The sequence below is a fragment of the Methyloterricola oryzae genome (assembly GCF_000934725.1).
Classification (GTDB): domain Bacteria; phylum Pseudomonadota; class Gammaproteobacteria; order Methylococcales; family Methylococcaceae; genus Methyloterricola; species Methyloterricola oryzae.
Genome location: NZ_JYNS01000033.1, coordinates 1 through 16212 on the forward strand (window position 1 = coordinate 1; position 16212 = coordinate 16212).

Annotated in this window: 12 protein-coding genes and 1 other RNA gene; 9 read left to right on the forward strand and 4 right to left on the reverse strand. The window is 55.7% G+C overall.

Annotation, left to right across the window (positions count from 1 at the left end; genetic code table 11):
- The coding region (locus EK23_RS24790) for a transposase (protein ID WP_045226299.1) at positions 1 to 178 on the reverse strand (178 nt) is incomplete at its 3' end.
- A 224-nt stretch (positions 179 to 402) separates the two neighbouring features.
- Between EK23_RS24790 and EK23_RS20405 the strand changes: the two genes are divergently transcribed.
- Complete coding sequence (locus tag EK23_RS20405) at positions 403 to 999, forward strand: putative metalloprotease CJM1_0395 family protein (protein ID WP_045227254.1); 597 nt, start codon at positions 403 to 405, stop codon at positions 997 to 999.
- Position 1000: 1 nt separating this feature from the next.
- Here the strand turns inward: EK23_RS20405 and EK23_RS20410 are convergent, their stop codons facing one another.
- Positions 1001 to 1729 carry a metallophosphoesterase gene (locus EK23_RS20410; RefSeq protein WP_045227255.1) on the reverse strand — a complete coding sequence of 243 codons (729 nt, stop codon included), beginning with the start codon at positions 1727 to 1729 and terminating at the stop codon, positions 1001 to 1003.
- 99 nt (positions 1730 to 1828) lie between these two features.
- Here EK23_RS20410 and ispG point away from each other — a divergent pair, with 99 nt between their 5' ends.
- From ispG to EK23_RS24795, 3 genes are all read left to right on the forward strand, one after another.
- On the forward strand, positions 1829 to 3046 hold the full coding sequence (gene ispG / locus EK23_RS20415; RefSeq protein WP_200892206.1) for a flavodoxin-dependent (E)-4-hydroxy-3-methylbut-2-enyl-diphosphate synthase: 1218 nt from the start codon (positions 1829 to 1831) through the stop codon (positions 3044 to 3046).
- A gap of 50 nt (positions 3047 to 3096) precedes the next feature.
- Positions 3097 to 3455: a transfer-messenger RNA gene (gene ssrA / locus EK23_RS22845) on the forward strand.
- Positions 3456 to 3542: 87 nt separating this feature from the next.
- Positions 3543 to 3923 carry a DUF6538 domain-containing protein gene (locus EK23_RS24795; RefSeq protein WP_369112191.1) on the forward strand — a complete coding sequence of 127 codons (381 nt, stop codon included), beginning with the start codon at positions 3543 to 3545 and terminating at the stop codon, positions 3921 to 3923.
- A 55-nt stretch (positions 3924 to 3978) separates the two neighbouring features.
- Here EK23_RS24795 and EK23_RS20420 read toward each other — a convergent pair whose 3' ends face one another.
- Complete coding sequence (locus EK23_RS20420) at positions 3979 to 4263, reverse strand: ATP-binding protein (RefSeq protein WP_327037078.1); 285 nt, start codon at positions 4261 to 4263, stop codon at positions 3979 to 3981.
- An 898-nt stretch (positions 4264 to 5161) separates the two neighbouring features.
- Here EK23_RS20420 and EK23_RS22190 point away from each other — a divergent pair.
- Entirely contained in the window at positions 5162 to 9835 is a 4674-nt protein-coding gene (locus EK23_RS22190) for a PAS domain S-box protein (RefSeq protein WP_158002566.1), read from the forward strand.
- Positions 9836 to 10562: 727 nt separating this feature from the next.
- On the opposite strand, the gene EK23_RS22195 is transcribed toward EK23_RS22190, so the two are convergent.
- Positions 10563 to 13553 (reverse strand): hybrid sensor histidine kinase/response regulator, encoded by a 2991-nt coding sequence (locus EK23_RS22195; RefSeq protein WP_052808410.1) that lies wholly within the window; start codon positions 13551 to 13553, stop codon positions 10563 to 10565.
- 676 nt (positions 13554 to 14229) lie between these two features.
- Between EK23_RS22195 and EK23_RS20440 the strand changes: the two genes are divergently transcribed.
- From EK23_RS20440 to EK23_RS24800, 4 genes are all read left to right on the forward strand, one after another.
- Complete coding sequence (locus EK23_RS20440; RefSeq protein ID WP_045227258.1) at positions 14230 to 14652, forward strand: hypothetical protein; 423 nt, start codon at positions 14230 to 14232, stop codon at positions 14650 to 14652.
- 292 nt (positions 14653 to 14944) lie between these two features.
- Positions 14945 to 15283, forward strand: a complete 339-nt coding sequence (locus EK23_RS20445) for a hypothetical protein (RefSeq protein WP_145998767.1) — start codon at positions 14945 to 14947, stop codon at positions 15281 to 15283.
- A 20-nt stretch (positions 15284 to 15303) separates the two neighbouring features.
- Complete coding sequence (locus EK23_RS20450; RefSeq protein ID WP_145998768.1) at positions 15304 to 15597, forward strand: hypothetical protein; 294 nt, start codon at positions 15304 to 15306, stop codon at positions 15595 to 15597.
- A gap of 437 nt (positions 15598 to 16034) precedes the next feature.
- The coding region (locus EK23_RS24800) for a transposase (protein WP_045226299.1) at positions 16035 to 16212 on the forward strand (178 nt) is incomplete at its 3' end.

Below are 16212 nucleotides of genomic sequence, written 5' to 3' on the forward strand. Positions count from 1 at the left end.
ATCTGGAGGCACTTACGCTGCCCGATTCGCGCAGCCAACGCCGCGCCAGGTTGGCGTTGATGCCGTGTGCCAGCGCGACCGCGGCAATTGAGGCACCGGGCTGTCGGCAGGCGTCCACCACCTGCCGCTTGAAAGCAACGCTATGGAAGCGCCGGGTACGCTTGGGAGATGAGTCCATGAAAGTGTCCACTAAAAACTGAAGTGGACACTATCTTGCGCAATCCATCGGGCGCCTTACAGATGGGATTACCGGACGGATACGATGCAATCAAGATCCCAGGCGGCACGCCGCTATCCTGTTGATTTCCGTGATTCGGGACGATCGGTCATTTTCGATGCCGGGGCGGGGCAATCCCGAGGTTTCGGCAAATCGAATAGGTGCGTGAGCGAGCGGGCGGTACGATGAACCTAACACCCATCAGCAGCAGTTTTCCACATTTCGGGCGGGTCAGTGTCGCTACGAAGGACACCCAGCCCGGTGCGGAAAAAGCGGGCCAAGACGCTTCGTCGGAGGCAGAGCAGCATAATGCTCAGGCCGCAAAGGCGAAAAACGGCAAGACGCTGACCGAGGACGAGCTGAAGCAGTTACAGCAGTTGCAGGATCGCGACCGCGAAGTGCGTGCTCACGAAGCCGCGCACACGGCGGCTGCGGGAGGTCTTGCCACCGGAGGCGCCAGCTTTAGCTACCAGAAGGGGCCGGATGGTGGCAACTACGCCGTTGGCGGGGAGGTCAACATCGATACCTCGACCGTCGCCAACGACCCTGAAGCCACGCTGCGAAAGGCGGAAACCATACGCCGGGCCGCGCTGGCCCCGGCCGATCCCTCATCGCAGGACCGACGGGTCGCAGCAGCGGCTACGCAGATGCAAGCCCAAGCGCTCTCGGATCTCAATGAGCAGAGACGCAAGCAGCAGACACAAGCCGCCCAGGCTTACCTCGCCAATTTCTCTGATTCCAAGGGCGAAGAGCCGGGCTACCGGGTTCAACTCACGGCCTGATTCAGATATCCACGATCCGGCGCGGATCGAACTCTCCCACCAGGTGCTCCGGAAAATATCCCCTGGGATTGCATAGCACGCGTGCTCCGGAGCAACGGTAGTCGGAGACCACGTGGGTGTGCCCATGGAACCAGGCGGCAATCTCGTAGGTATGGAAGAACTCCTTGAGATCGTTGCAATACGCGAAACGCTTGATGCTGGTGGGGCTTTCGTGCCAGCTCCAGGGCGTGGGCGCATGGTGGGTCACCACCACCGTCTTTCCGTCAAAGGGCTGGTCCAACTGGTTCACCAGCCAGCGTCTGGATTTTCTGTGCAGCTGGGAGTACTCGGAGAAGGTCAATGGATTGCCGTGAAAGCGTATGCGGCGGAAATCGTTGACCTGCCTCTGCAAATCCTCGAGCCGGTCATTTTCCTCTCCCCCCAGTTCTGTCCACAGCGAGCAACCCAGAAAGCGGGTCTCGCCGACTACCAGGGTCTCGCACTCCAGGAAGTGAACGAGGGAATGCTCGGCGCCACGACGCAGCGCATCGACCATTGCGTGGTACTCCTGGCCGTAGAATTCGTGATTGCCGGCGATATACACCACAGGGCGTTCAAGGCTCTGCAGCCATTTCAGCCCTTGGGTGCCTACGCCGATGTCACCCGCCGCGACGATGATGTCGGCATCCGTGTCGGGTCTCGCGAGGGTGCCAAATTCAAGATGAATGTCGGAAAAATACTGAATACGCACGAATGTCCTTGTCGGAGTCAGAAATTCCTTGCCTTTAAGAACGGGGCCGATGACTGATAAAATAGCTCAACTTCCAATGACCCTGAGGTCCCGAGCATCATGATTCGCAGAAACACGGTCGGTGTCAAAGTAGGCAATGTTCAGATCGGCGGTGGTGCGCCCGTCGTCGTGCAGTCTATGACCAATACCGACACGGCGGACGTCGAAAGCACCGTGAAGCAGGTTTACGAGCTTGCCCGCGCGGGGTCAGAACTCGTGCGGATTACCGTCGACCGCGAGGAGTCGGCGGAAGCGGTGCCGCGCATTCGCGAACTGTTGGACAAGAAGGATTGTCCGGTTCCGCTCATCGGCGACTTCCATTTTAATGGGCACAAGCTCCTGGATAAATATCCGGATTGCGCCAAGTCTCTGGGCAAGTACCGGATCAATCCGGGCAACGTGGGGCGCGGCTCGAAGCGGGACCCCCAGTTTGCTCAGATGATCGAGTTCGCCTGCCGCTACGAGAAGCCGGTGCGCATCGGCGTGAACTGGGGTAGTCTCGACCAGAGCGTTCTGGCGCGTCTGCTGGACGAAAATGCCCAACTCGCGGATCCCAGGCCACTGCCTGAAGTCATGCGCGAAGCCGTGATCACCTCGGCGCTGGAAAGTGCCCATAAGGCCGTGGAATTGGGATTGCCCAAGGATCGCATCGTTCTCTCCTGCAAAATGAGCGGGGTGCAGGAACTGATCGCGGTGTACGAGGCCATGTCTGCCCGCTGTGATTTCGCCCTGCATCTAGGCCTGACCGAAGCGGGTATGGGCTCCAAGGGCATTGTCGGTTCCACAGCGGCTTTGGCTGTCCTGCTGCAGCAGGGTATCGGCGACACCATCCGCATTTCCCTCACGCCGGAGCCGGGTGCGGATCGCAGCCTGGAGGTCATTGTTGCCCAGGAGATCCTGCAGACTATGGGACTCCGTTCGTTCACGCCCATGGTGATTTCGTGTCCTGGCTGCGGCAGGACCACCAGCGACTATTTCCAGAAATTGGCCCAGCAGATACAGAGTCATCTGCGCCACCAGATGCCCGTCTGGAAAAAGAAGTACAAGGGCGTCGAGGACATGCACGTGGCCGTCATGGGCTGTGTGGTCAACGGCCCTGGCGAAAGCAAGAACGCCAACATCGGCATCAGTCTGCCGGGCACCGGCGAGCAGCCTGTGGCGCCGGTGTTTGAGGACGGCGTCAAGACCGTGACCCTAAAGGGAGACAATATCGCTGACGATTTCCAGGCCATCGTCGAGCGCTACGTGCAGACGCATTACGGCTCAGCGGAGGCATGAAGTCAGAGCTGAAAGAGATCGTCGATTGTGGTAAGATGAAATCAGCAAATGGGGGCGACATGGCTTCGACGTGGATCGCGAAACCCCAGGTGCATGCCGAGGTGCAGAATACCTCGTAAATCCATCTGCAACTTAATAGTTGCCAACGACGACAACTACGCTCTGGCTGCTTAAGTCAGCCAGCCTTCGGTCGGTAGCCCGCTTATAGGCGATCGGTTTCCGGGGGTAATCCAATTGTAAGCTCGCGCTGACGCTTTTCCGGGGCCGAGGCGCTAAAACCTGACGGAATCGCCGCACGACCTCCCTGCCGCTCGGGCAGTCTGCGGTTAAATCAATAGAGTCGGATAAGCATGTAGAGCCGAAGGCAGAGGATTTGCGGACGCGGGTTCAATTCCCGCCGCCTCCACCATATTATTGAAATTTAAATAAATCATCTCTCGATTGCTGCAAGTAACACACTCGGTAGGCACACCTGCCGGGTAAATCGGGAGATCATATGCCCCCAGCCTTTCTGGCAGAAAACAGGCACGGAACCTTCTATTTCCGGGCTGTAGTTCCCAAGCGATTACGACATCACTTCCCCAGCAACAAGCGGGAAGTTAGAAGGTCCTTGCAGACAGATAGCAAGCGCATTGCAATCGTGAGAGCGAGAGCGTTGCGTGTTCGATTTGACAAGCTGATATATAAGTTGATGAAAGATCAAGGGAAAGATGGTCCTGAAAATCTGGAAATTGACGACGATGGCAGCTTAATCGTTGGATGGGTTAAGTTTTGTGAAATCGAAATGTGTCAACGGCGGAGAGAAAGTGTACCGCTGAGGCGGAGTAAAAGTGTACCGGGTGGGGATGAGAAAAGGGGCCGAAGGCCCCTTTTTTGATTTTTGATGGTGGTCGGTGAGGTTAGTCGGCGGCGTCGGGCCGTTTGATCGGTCGTTAGCGGCTCTGGGCGAGTCGATAGCGGTCTCCGTTCATTTCCAGGATGTGCACGCGATGGGTCAGGCGGTCGAGGAGTGCGCCGGTGAGTCGCTCGGAGCCGAAGACCCCGGGCCATTCGTCGAAGGGGAGATTGCTGGTAACCAGGATGGAGCCTTGTTCGTAGCGTTGGCTGAAGATCTCGAACAGCAGTTCGGCGCCGACTTTGGAGAGCGGGACAAAGCCGAGTTCATCGATGATCAGCAAGCGATAGGCAGCGCTGTATATGCTTAAAAATAGCTGCAAAAAAACAGACCTGACTTCCCGGCGACGTGCTACAGGGACAAGTCGGCTCCTGTGGCAATCACGGGATCCCGGCATCATCTTCATCGGTCAGCCGGGCGGAGACACGATCGTGCGTTTAAATCAGCAGGTCGTCGCGGTCGCCCAAGGCGGGTTGCCAGCGATGCAGCTGGTGACACCCAATGCACAGTGGCTCGGCGACGGTGTCGGCCATCGGGCTCCAGCAGGCCGGCACCGTGTGACGATGTACGTAGGTAGCGCGGCGCCATGAGTTGAGGCGACGACGCGCTCGGCGTCCAGACTCCGGCAGAGCGAGCCAAGGTATCAGCGGTGCTCTGGCACCCTCATGGCAACGCTGGGCGGCATCTTGCGCCTGTTAGGCGCCTTATTTATGCATCACGGGCCATTTCCGATACCTCGCGGATGCGCATTTCCAAGAGCCGTCGTTCCGGCTCCTGTAACGCAAGTTCCAGGGCCCTTTGGTAAGCGGCCTAGGCTTCGGGTTTGCGGTCCAGGCGGCGGAGCAGGTCGGCCCCTGGGCCGCGTGGGCCAGGTAGTTTTTTAGTTCGCCGTTGGCCAGGATGGCATCCACCAGGGCAGGCCCTGCGGCAGGAACGTCGCGCACGGCCACCGCTCTTTTCGCCAAGTTATCGTTAGCCCGTTTGCCGATGTGTCTTTCGATATCGCGACTCGTCTGTAAGGGTCAGTTCTGCCACCTCACTGACCGATCAGGCTTGCCACTTACCCATCAAGTGCCTCACCTTTTGACCTCAATGAGCACACTAGTCATCTGCTTGGCGCCCCGGAGACCCAACAAAAACCGGGTAAATTTATATGATATAAAGAGCAGTCTGAACTACTACAATTTTCATGGTTGCTATTCCGTTGCATGGATACCGTCATGATGGTTGACCGAGAGCATGGTTCCGCCTCAATGGACGCCGACGTGGACTTTCGCCTGTTATTCGAATCATCGCCCGATCTTTATCTCGTATTAAATGCGCAATTAAAGATCGTCGCCGTCAGTGATGCCTATACCCGTGCGACATTAACGCGCCGGGATGAAATATTGGGAAAAACGATGTTTCAAGTTTTTCCAGACAATCCCAATGATCCTTCGGCCGAAGGTCAGCGGAATTTACGCGCTTCCTTGCAACGTGTTTTGCTGTCAGGCAAACCCGACACAATGCCCGTCCAAAAGTACGATATTCCCAAGCCCGGTGGAGAGGGCTTTGAAGAGCGGTATTGGAGCCCGATGAATATCCCGATCTTCGGCAAGGATGGCCGAATAGCCTACGTTCTGCATCGGGCAGAAGACCTAACGGATTTTATCCGCGTCAAACAACTGGGCGTTGAGCAAAGCGAACTCAATGAAAACTTGCGCGCCCAGGCTGTCAAAATGGAAGTTGAATTGTTCGCCCGCGCCAAGGAAGTCGCATGCGCTAGTGCTGAGTTGAAGGCTGCCAACGAGGAGTTGTCGCGTTTATATGCAAAAACTTTGGAGCTGGATGAATTAAAGACCCGATTTTTTGCCAACGTTAGTCATGAATTTCGGACGCCCCTATCGCTGATGCTGGGGCCGCTGGAAGATTTAAAGGCCCAATTTGCGCCCACGAGTTCGACGCCCGCCCCAGCCGTGCATGAACGAATTGACCTGGTGCATCGCAATGGCTTGCGCCTGCTCAAGTTGGTCAACTCCCTCCTCGATTTTTCGCGAATCGAAGCGGGTCGCATGGATGCTGCGTATGAAGCAACGGATCTGGCCGCTTATACAACCGAGCTGGTCAGCGTATTCAGTTCCGCCACCGAGAAGGCGGGCTTGAAACTGATCGTATCCTGCCCTGCAATGCCCGAACAGGTCTACGTGGATCGGCAGATGTGGGAAAAGGTGGTCATTAACCTACTGAGCAACGCCTTTAAGCATACCTTCGAAGGCGAGATCGAAGTTTCGCTGCACTGGAGCGGAAAATCGGTTGAACTGGCGGTGCGCGACACCGGTGTGGGTATTGCCGCTGACCAGCTCGAACACGTATTTGAACGCTTCCATCGCGTACCGAACGTTCGCTCACGCAGCCATGAGGGTACCGGCATCGGCCTGGCTCTGGTAAGGGAGTTGGCCCGCCTGCATGGCGGCGACATCACCGTAACCAGCACGCCAAATGTTGGTAGCACCTTCACTGTTTTCATTCTGACCGGCACCGCACATTTGCCGGCGAAACATATCCATCCTGCACAGGCCTCCAGCCCCCATGCAAATGAAGCTGACTTTATAGCCGATGAAGTATTGCGCTGGGATCAAGGACCGGAATCTGCAACTGGTCCCGGCGTGCAAATCGAAACGGACAAATCAGCCTGGCCAAACTCCAGCGACGGTGCGCACATCATCTTGGCCGATGACAACGCCGACATGCGCGGCTACCTTGCCCGCCTTTTACAAGCTAAGGGCTACGACGTGACAGCGGTCCGCGATGGCGAAGCGGCGCTGGCCGCGGTGCGCGACCAGCGTCCCGATCTGGTCTTGACGGACATCATGATGCCGGGTCTGGATGGAATCGGCTTGCTTGGCGCCCTGAGGGAAAATCAGGAAACCAGCACGATTCCCGTCATTTTGTTGTCTGCTCGCGCCGGGGAAGAAGAGCTTATAGAAGGGTTGAATCACAAGGCTGATGGTTACCTGACCAAGCCGTTCAGCGCACGCGAACTACTGGCTCATATTGGGGCGCGCCTGGAAATCTCGCGGTTGCGCAATGACCTCGAAAACCAGTTACGCACCCAAGAAGCTGCACGTGAGTTTCGCTCGTTGGCTGAAACGTTGCCTCAAATAGTTTGGGCGACGCGACCCGATGGCTGGAATGTCTACCACAACCAACGCTGGGTCGAATATACCGGGCTTACGCTCGAAGAAAGTTATGGCCATGGTTGGATAACAGCTGTTCACCCGGATGACAAACAACGCGCATGGGACGCATGGCAGCGTGCGACGCGGCACATTGAAACTTACTCCCTGGAATTCCGATTACGACGGGCGGACGGCGTTTATCGATGGTGGCTGATCCGAGGGGTGCCACTGTTAAATGAACAGGGTGAGATTCAAAGATGGTACGGCACCTGTACCGACATACAAGACCTTAAACAAGCGCACATCGCGGTCCGTGAAAGCGAAGAAAGGCTGCACTTCGCTCTGGAAATCTGTAACACAGGTGCGTGGGAGGTCGACCTGGAAACGCATGCAGCCTATCGCTCGATTGAACACGCCCGAATTTTTGGTTACGCCGACTTGGACTCACCCTGGTCAAGCGAGAAATTTCTGGGACATGTAGTGGAGGAAGATCGGCCAAGAATCGCTGCGTTGATCCATGACGCGTTTCAGACCGGAAGCGAAACACGCTTCGAATGCCGAATTCGCCGTACCGATGGAGAGATTCGATGGATTATGGCTGCGGGGCGGTTCCGCGTGACCCGAATGGATGGCAATAAACAAGTTGCCGTAGGAATTGTCCAGGATATCACCGAGCGCAAGCAGGCGGAGGAAATGCTGCTTGCGAAGGACCTGCAATACCGGTTGGCGATTGAGACCTCGGTGGATGGCTTTTGGATGGCCGACACGCAAGGAAATATTCATCAGGCGAATGAAGCCTACGCCCGAATGTCGGGCTATCAGTTGGAGGAACTTACCCGTCTTCGCATCTCGGATCTGGAGGCCAAGGAAACCCCGGAGGAAATGGCAGCTCACATTCATCAGATCATCAATGAGGGGTCTGCCCGCTTTGAAACCCGCCATCGCCGAAAGGACGGTAGCGTTTGGCCGGTACATGTCGTCGTGACCTACTACCCGACTGACAGTGGTCGTTTTTTTATCTTTCTTACCGACCTCACGGCCCGCAAGGCGGCAGAAGAAGCACTCGAACTGGCCTCGTCGGTCTACCAACACACCAGCGAAGGCATGGTAGTGACGGATGAGAACAATCTAATTATTGCCGTCAATCCCGCTTTCGAGAAGTTGACAGGCTATAGCATTGACGAGGTGCGTGGGAAAAATCCGAGTATCCTCAAGTCGGGGCGCCACGACCGATCCTTTTACGAAGGTATGTGGCAGCAACTCCTGACAGAAGGGCACTGGTCGGGCGAGTTATGGGACCGGCGAAAGGACGGAACACTCTATGCCAAGGATTTGACCATCAATACGATCCCGAACGAGGAAGGCGCGATCTACCGCTTCGTAGCTCTGTTCTCGGACATCACGGCCAAAAAACAAAATGAAGAGCTGATCTGGCGGCAAGCCAACTACGACAACCTGACGAAACTCCCCAACCGGCGGATGTTCCAGGACCGCCTGGAGCAAGAGGCAAAGAAGGCTAATCGGGAAGGATCGTCGCTGGCGATACTGTTGATCGACCTAGATCGTTTTAAGGAAGTAAACGATTCCCTCGGTCACGAAATGGGCGACCTATTGCTGATCAATGCAGCGCAACGCATTGTCAGTTGCGTGCGGGATGCGGACACGGTAGCCCGCCTGGGCGGGGACGAGTTCCTGATCATCCTTTCCGAATTGACGGAGACGGGCATCGTCGAGCGGGTAGCCCAGGATCTACTTGCACGGCTTGCCGAACCCTTTGCGCTGGGTTTGCACCAAGCCTATGTTTCGGCGAGCGTTGGCATTTCCCTCTATCCGGGCGATACGCAGTCGCTGGAAGCACTGTTGTGCCATGCGGATCAAGCAATGTATGCAGCGAAAGGCGCTGGGCGCAATTGTTTCAGCTACTTCACGCCCTCGCTTCAGGCAGAGGCGGAGAAACGTATGCACCTGGGCAACGACCTGCGCGCTGCCTTGGCGAACGGGCAGTTCCAAGTCCATTACCAGCCCATCGTCGAGTTCTTCACGGGACGCGTTCGCAAGGCAGAGGCACTGATTCGCTGGCTGCACCCGGTGCGGGGCTTTGTGAGCCCGGCCGATTTCATTTCCCTGGCGGAGGAGACCGGATTCATCATTCCCATTGGCAACTGGGTGTTCACACAAGCGGTGGAGCAAGTAAAACGGTGGCGCCAGATCCTGGATCCGGCTTTTCAGATCAGCGTGAACAAATCGCCAGTGCAAGTTCGCTCGGAGGACAAGGCGCACCTGCCATGGATTGAATATCTCAAGCGGAACGGTGTCGATGGTAGTAGCATCGCTGTTGAAATTACGGAGGGCTTGCTACTGAATGCCGAGTCGGAGACAAACGCGAAGTTACTACAGATGCGAGATGGAGGCATGCAGGTGGCTATCGACGACTTCGGCACAGGGTATTCGTCCTTGGCATACCTCAAGAAGTTCGACATCGATTATCTCAAGATCGACCAATCCTTTGTGCGGAACTTGGAACCATATAGTGATGACTTGGCATTGTGCGAAGCCATCATCGTCATGGCGCACAAGCTGGGGTTGAAGGTCATCGCTGAGGGCATCGAAACCCGGGAACAACGAGATCTGCTGATGGCCGCCGGATGCGATTTCGGTCAGGGGTATCTGTTTGCCCGCCCAATGCCTGCCATACAGTTCGAACAGAAAGCCCTAGGGGAAGGCTTCTGGCGCTAGGAATCTGTTGGACTAAGGTTGAACAAGGCGCTCTCACGTCAACATTCGTCGGTTCAACGACATCATCGAACGTCTCGGAATTCACGTCCCGTACATCGAATTTGGCCAATGTCCGTCAATTCTGCACATGGGCACGTCACGTTCATCCGACCGAGAGAAAAGCTGACGTTCGCGAGTGCCCGGTCTGGAGAAAAATATCTGGTCGGTTAGGCCGGTGGGGTCGGCGGCGAGATTGAGTTCAGGGACGGCAGCAATGCAGAAATCAGCAGTCATTCCGGCGCGGAATGCCCGCCAAACACCCAGTGGCATTCAGTCGCTCGCATGGATTTCTCGGCGTCAGGTCGGCGAAAGCCGTTACCCGAAAGTACCGTCGTTGGCTGTATTGTAACGACAGCATTTCGGAATATCTGTTGGCGCGGTGGCCTCAGGATCGGTTGATCCTATTGCCGATACGGGAATACGGAGAGAGTTACCCAGGTACTCGCCAACTTATCCGATTCAAGACAGGCGGTGAGCCGAAGGAATTGGCGGAAAGGATGACCATCGTGAAGATCCCACCGTTGATCCGGTTCAGGTGCCAGTAAAGACGGCCGATGCAGCACTCAACTTTTCAGCCCAGAGCACGGCGGCTATTTTGCGACGCCTGCCCGTGCTGCCTGGCTATTGGCCTCCAAGCGCATCGGGACCAGTGGCTTTGGTTCGAACTCATCCGTTTCAGCGACGGAAGCTATCCAGCATGCGTCTCCGATAACCCTTCGATAAGGCGATCCAGATCAAGTGGATCGACAGGCTTGGCAAGGTAGTGGTCAAAACCGGCGTCATTGGCTTTTTGTAGGTCTGAATCCTGTCCCCAGCCAGTAATTGCAATGATAAGGATGTTTCGGCCCCAGGGCTGACGACGAATTTGTTGGCAGGCTTCGTAGCCATTCAGGTTTGGCATCCCAATGTCCATGAGGATCACCTCAGGATGGAATGTTTCCGCGAGCTTAACCGCCTCCAATCCATCACGGGCGATCGCAGCCTGATGTCCGATTTGCACCAAGTACATTTCCAGGGTTTTCGTTACAAACACATTGTCGTCGCAGATCAATATCCGGCGCGAGTCAGGGGGCGGAGGCGCAGCATCCTGATTGCCGGGGTGATCGGGAGCCGAGGAAACTGCTGTTTCACACGGTAAGCAAACGATAAATTCACTGCCCTTACCTTCGCCTTCACTGCGCGCTTCAACCGTTCCGCCGTGGAGCGTGATCAGTTCCTTGACCAAACTGAGTCCGACACCCAAGCCTCCATAGTTCTTCTCCAACGATTGATCGACCTGAGTGAACATGTCAAAGATACGGGTCAGCATGGCGGCGGGAATTCCTATGCCGTTATCCAGCACCCTGACTACGACGGTGTCGTTTCGCTGTTCGGTATTCACGGTGATATGTCCGCCGCGTGGCGTAAACTTGGCGGCGTTGTTGAGTAAGTTGGCGAACGCCTGTGCAAGCCGCACCAGATCCGCATTCACCCTGATCGATTTTTCGGGAAGATTGAGGTGCAGCGTGTGGCCGAACTCGTTAATGTAAGGCAGACTGAGTTCCACGGCTTGCTGGATAACGGTCGCAAGTTCGACGGCCGATGTCTGCAAGTGGATCTTTCCACTCGAGATGCGGCCTACATCCAGCAATTCGTCAATCAACCGGACCAGTAGTAACAGGTTTTTTTCCACGATTTCCAGGGCGCTTGCCACGGTCTTCGGATCATCGTGGGCTCGTCGCAATATCCCCACGCCGATTCTGATAGGGGCCAGGGGGTTACGCAGTTCGTGGGCCAGCGTGGCGAGGAATTGGTCCTTGCGCCGGTCCGCCTCGCGAAGCGCCATTTCCTGGCGGTGCCGCTCGGTGACATCCCGGAACAGCCCGGCGAGCAAAGGCTGGCCGCCAGTCCCCATTGACGCCGGGACGATGGAGACCAGCCGTTCGGTGCCATCCTTGCGCAGGATTCGAATGTCATCCAGTTGGCGTCCCTCGCCGCGGGCGAAACGATCGAACTCCTGGATTACGTATGGCAGCTGCTCGGGCGGATGGATGTCCGCGACCCCCAGGGACATCAATTCCTCGTGGCTGTAGCCCAGCAGCGCGCACATGGCCGGATTGGCCGCGACGAAGCGCCGGCTCTCCTTATCCGCCAGAAGGATTCCATCCTGGGCACTCTCAAACAGAGCGCGGAAGCGCTCCTCGCTTTCGACCAAACGGCGTTCGATGTCTTTAATTTCGGTGATATCAATACTCAACCCGCCGACATAGCGCTTTCCGGAGGGATCGGAGAACGAAAACTTGCTGCTGCGCCACCAGGAAGTCGTCCCGTCGGGATTGGGGGCCAACTCTATCACTTCCAGACGCCTGCCGGATTCGAGCACGGCCTGATCGTTTTTCCTGAATTTTTCAGCCACATCGGCCGGCCACACATCGAAGTCGGTCTTCCCTATCCAGTCTTCTTGGCGAACTCTAAAACGTTGCTCAAAACTCGTGCCGAGAAAGACGTACCGCCCCACTTCATCTTTGAGCCAGGCAACCGTGGAGCTGTGCTCCAAGAAGGCGCTGAGCCACTGCTCTCTCTCGCTGAGCCTTTCAGTCGCCTGTACGCGGTCGGTAATGTCGTAGATAGCCCCCATGGCGCGAACCGGCCGGCCGCCTGCAGCGAACAGGATGCGTCCCTGGTCATGGATCCAGCGGACCGAATTGTCATTCGCCTTGACGATTCGGAATTCCAGTTCGTAGGTCGACTTTCCAGCGAGCGCGGACTGGAACGCCGATTCCACTCGGGTCCGGTCTTCAGGGTGGACCTGCTCGAGGAACTCCTGGTAGGTCGGCGGAACAACCTGGGGCAAACCGAACAACTCGTAATATTCGTTGTTGAAGCAGGTTGCGTTGGTCTCAAGATTCCAATCCCAAATTCCAATGTGGGCGGCCGCTTGGGCAAGACTCAGTCGTTCCTCGCTCTCCCTCAAAGCGAACTCGGCCCGCTTACGCGCGGTGATGTCGCGTCCAACGACTTGCACTTCAAACAAACGACCGTGTTGGTCGAAGAATCCGTGGTTGGCGAATTGAGCCCAACATAGGCCTTCCGTCGCTGCAAGCACGCGGTTTTCGATGGTCACAACCGGGTGTCCAGGCGAGAGTTGGGCCAGCATTGCCTGGATCAGCGGCACATCGTCCTGGAAGGCCAACGGCTGCCAGACATGGCCGACCAGAGATTCCTCGGTTTTGCCGAAATAACGGCAGAAGGCCCCGTTGACATAGGTGAGCGTGCCGTCGGCCTTAAACCGACAGATGAATTCACTCTGAGCGTCCAGGACGCTGGCATAGCGTCTTTCAACCGCCCTGAGTGAGTCGAAGATATCTCGGTAATGGCGAACGAATAAACCCGCCAGTCTGGATGAGGTGAGGAAGACAACACCGGCAATTCCGTCATTTACACCAATCGACCACTGAAAATATGGCGGAACAAAGCAAAAATGGGCCGCCGCTGCGCTGAGAACAGTGACGAATATGCCCGGGCCGGAACCGCAGAGCAGGAATGCAATGAATGTGGCGGGGTAAAACGTGAGGACGCGGTACCCTGCATCGTAGGGCAGCAATATGAGCCGTAGGAGAAGCGCGATGAGGAAGATCACGAACGCCGCTGCAACTCTGTGCACGACCGGACTTGACCAGCAACCTTCAATGGATTTCATGGCCGTACCCCATCAATTTTTCCATCTTTCTGTGCCGCTTGGCAGGCATTTTATCGTCAGCTTCCTGAAATTACGGCTACAAATTTGGAACTCATGTACGAAACTCCGCTGAAGCCAGCTAAAGGTTCGCATCGAAAATGGTCATTACAAATCAAATCGGCTGGATGGCAATGATGGGCGCCTTGGCGACCGTCATCATCCAGGCTTATCGGGAATGTGTTGCCTGCCCGGCCAGCTAATTCTTCCCTCGCCCGTCCTTTCTGAATGTCAGCGCTCTCGAAAAACGCGAGCATTGTTTGCGCCATTCGCAGCCCGTGCAATAGAGGCGCTACTTCGAAATCCCCAACCAAACAATTTGATAGACCCTTACGTAGCTTTTAAACGCCACTAGTAATGTTCCTGGTGGGTCTTAAATATTAACTGAATTACGTGATCATCCCAATGAAATTCAGTGCGGTTTTGATTTAATACCATCGGACGAAAAAGCCTCGCTAACGTAGTAATCGTAGTGGCAAGAACTAACGGATTTCGATGTCGGAATATCTTTGCACAGACGCATTAAGATCGTAAAGGTTACTTTTCAGTGTAACACATCACAGTTGCATCACAGATATAGGGTGTAAATACAACGAATAATCTTTTGGCAGAACGCATCAACTGCAACTGAGCCTTTAAAATGAAAAAGCAAACACTCATCTTTGCGGCGGCCCTAAGTATCTTAAGTCATCAGGCTTGGGGGGCTTGGCCAACTGCTCCCGCACTACGCTGTTGGTCTTATGGCACAGAATCGTTTTTAAAAGCCAAGATCCGCCCCGAAGGAAATGGATTCTTCAATATCAGTAGCGTTCTGGTAGAGAACATTAACCTCAAGAATGTTGGCAACGGCGTCGCCTACATCAAAGGCGATACTGTTTATCTGGCGCTTAATCTTGTAGGAAACGATCAGACGTCGATGTGGTCAAGTCAAAACTATTTGATAATAAACAAGCGTAATTTGACTGGCCAGAGTGAGTCTATTGGCCATGACAAAAACTTCATAGACGGGTCCCTTGATACAGAATATGACAGCAGTACAATCACGCTAACTCCAGTTTCCTGACGCTCATTAGGATGGTAGGTACTCTTCGTGGGTGCCGTGGTAATTCGTACTGTCGATCAGCACGTTGGGTGAATAATTGCTTTGGGTCGCGAAGTGCCTATTGGAAGAGAGTTGTTTAAGGCAGACGCGAGATCTTTGGCAAATAAACGGGATCGTAATACCCATTCAGTCCATCGCCCATCGACTCGAATGGAGACTGTGTAAGACCATGAGCCGTGGCTCGATAATTGGCATGGCCGCGCCCCATGAACGTCCATACCCTTGGTCCGAGGAGCATCCCATGAAACGTCGCTTGTTCTTCTTCCTCTCAGTGACCCTGTTGGCCGCATGCAGCGAGCCGCCGAATACCGACGAAACAATCAAGATCTATAAGCCACTCGGTTCCGTCCAGTGTGGTGGAGGAAACATTACGCCCCCGGAAGCCATGCGCCGTGAATTGATGGACGCCAATATCCCAGTCCGAGCGGTCGCCTGCGGGGACGACGGGGGGTTCCATCCGGCGGTTTGTGGCGAACCGGATGGTGCCATCAATATTTTCACCATTCCGGAAACCAAGGAGTCCAAAGCCCTGGCGCTGGGATTCAAACTGCTCAGCGAGTTGACCAACGCCAAAGAAAAACCTTGCGAATAATCCTGTCGAGGTAGGCCAATATGTTCAAGGAAATGCTGCCGGCGCTTCAATGTGCTTCCGCGTTACTGGGCGCTGGTTGTAGCCAGGAAGGCGCGGACAATTCCGTACAGCCCCTTTCTTTCAAAACCATGTTGCAGACGCAGCAGTCGGGAATCACCAGCGCGAGACAAGTTCCGATAACGAGTGATTCAGCCTGGGCATTACTGTGGCGCGAGCATACCATCAACAACACGCCATCACCTCCCGCTCCTGCGGTTGATTTCACTAAAAAGATGGTGCTCGGGGTTTTCCTGGGGCAAAGGCCGAACCTTTAAGGCTGAGTAAGGCCGATGAACGCGGCTGAACGTGCAGCCGCAATGCCCCCACAGCTGTCCGTTAGATGCCGTAACCGATCGGAACGGGCATTTTCGCGCCTGCGGCAAGCCGGTGATCAGCGCCGGGTTGTAGGCCAGGTCGAAAATCGTATAGAGACTTAGAGCAGCGCTGTCACGGCGATTTTCCAACTCCTCGCGGCATTAAGCTATATGCGCTCCAACCGCCTGCGAATGAAGACCACATGCAGCAGGCACCTCACCCGTCTCAGTTCTCCCGTGGCGGGGGCATCTTTTCGATGGGGGCATTTGTGAGGGTACTAGAAGTACTTAGACGTACTCTAAAGCATGAAAGTTGTATCCGTCCGGTAATCCCATCTGTAAGGTGCCCGATGGATTGCGCAAGATAGTGTCCACTTCAGTTTTTAGTGGACACTTTCATGGACTCATCTCCCAAGCGTACCCGGCGCTTCCATAGCGTTGCTTTCAAGCGGCAGGTGGTGGACGCCTGCCGACAGCCCGGTGCCTCAATTGCCGCGGTCGCGCTGGCACACGGCATCAACGCCAACCTGGCGCGGCGTTGGCTGCGCGAATCGGGCAGCGTAAGTGCCTCCAGAT

Excerpts from the sequence above, each read along its gene's own strand:
- EK23_RS20405 (WP_045227254.1), top strand. The coding sequence starts at position 403 with ATGAACCTAACACCCATCAGCAGCAGTTTTCCACATTTCGGGCGGGTC.
- ispG (WP_200892206.1), top strand. The coding sequence starts at position 1,829 with ATGATTCGCAGAAACACGGTCGGTGTCAAAGTAGGCAATGTTCAGATC.
- EK23_RS24795 (WP_369112191.1), top strand. The coding sequence starts at position 3,543 with ATGCCCCCAGCCTTTCTGGCAGAAAACAGGCACGGAACCTTCTATTTC.
- EK23_RS22190 (WP_158002566.1), top strand. The coding sequence starts at position 5,162 with ATGATGGTTGACCGAGAGCATGGTTCCGCCTCAATGGACGCCGACGTG.
- EK23_RS22195 (WP_052808410.1), bottom strand. The coding sequence starts at position 13,553 with ATGAAATCCATTGAAGGTTGCTGGTCAAGTCCGGTCGTGCACAGAGTT.
- EK23_RS20440 (WP_045227258.1), top strand. The coding sequence starts at position 14,230 with ATGAAAAAGCAAACACTCATCTTTGCGGCGGCCCTAAGTATCTTAAGT.
- EK23_RS20450 (WP_145998768.1), top strand. The coding sequence starts at position 15,304 with ATGTTCAAGGAAATGCTGCCGGCGCTTCAATGTGCTTCCGCGTTACTG.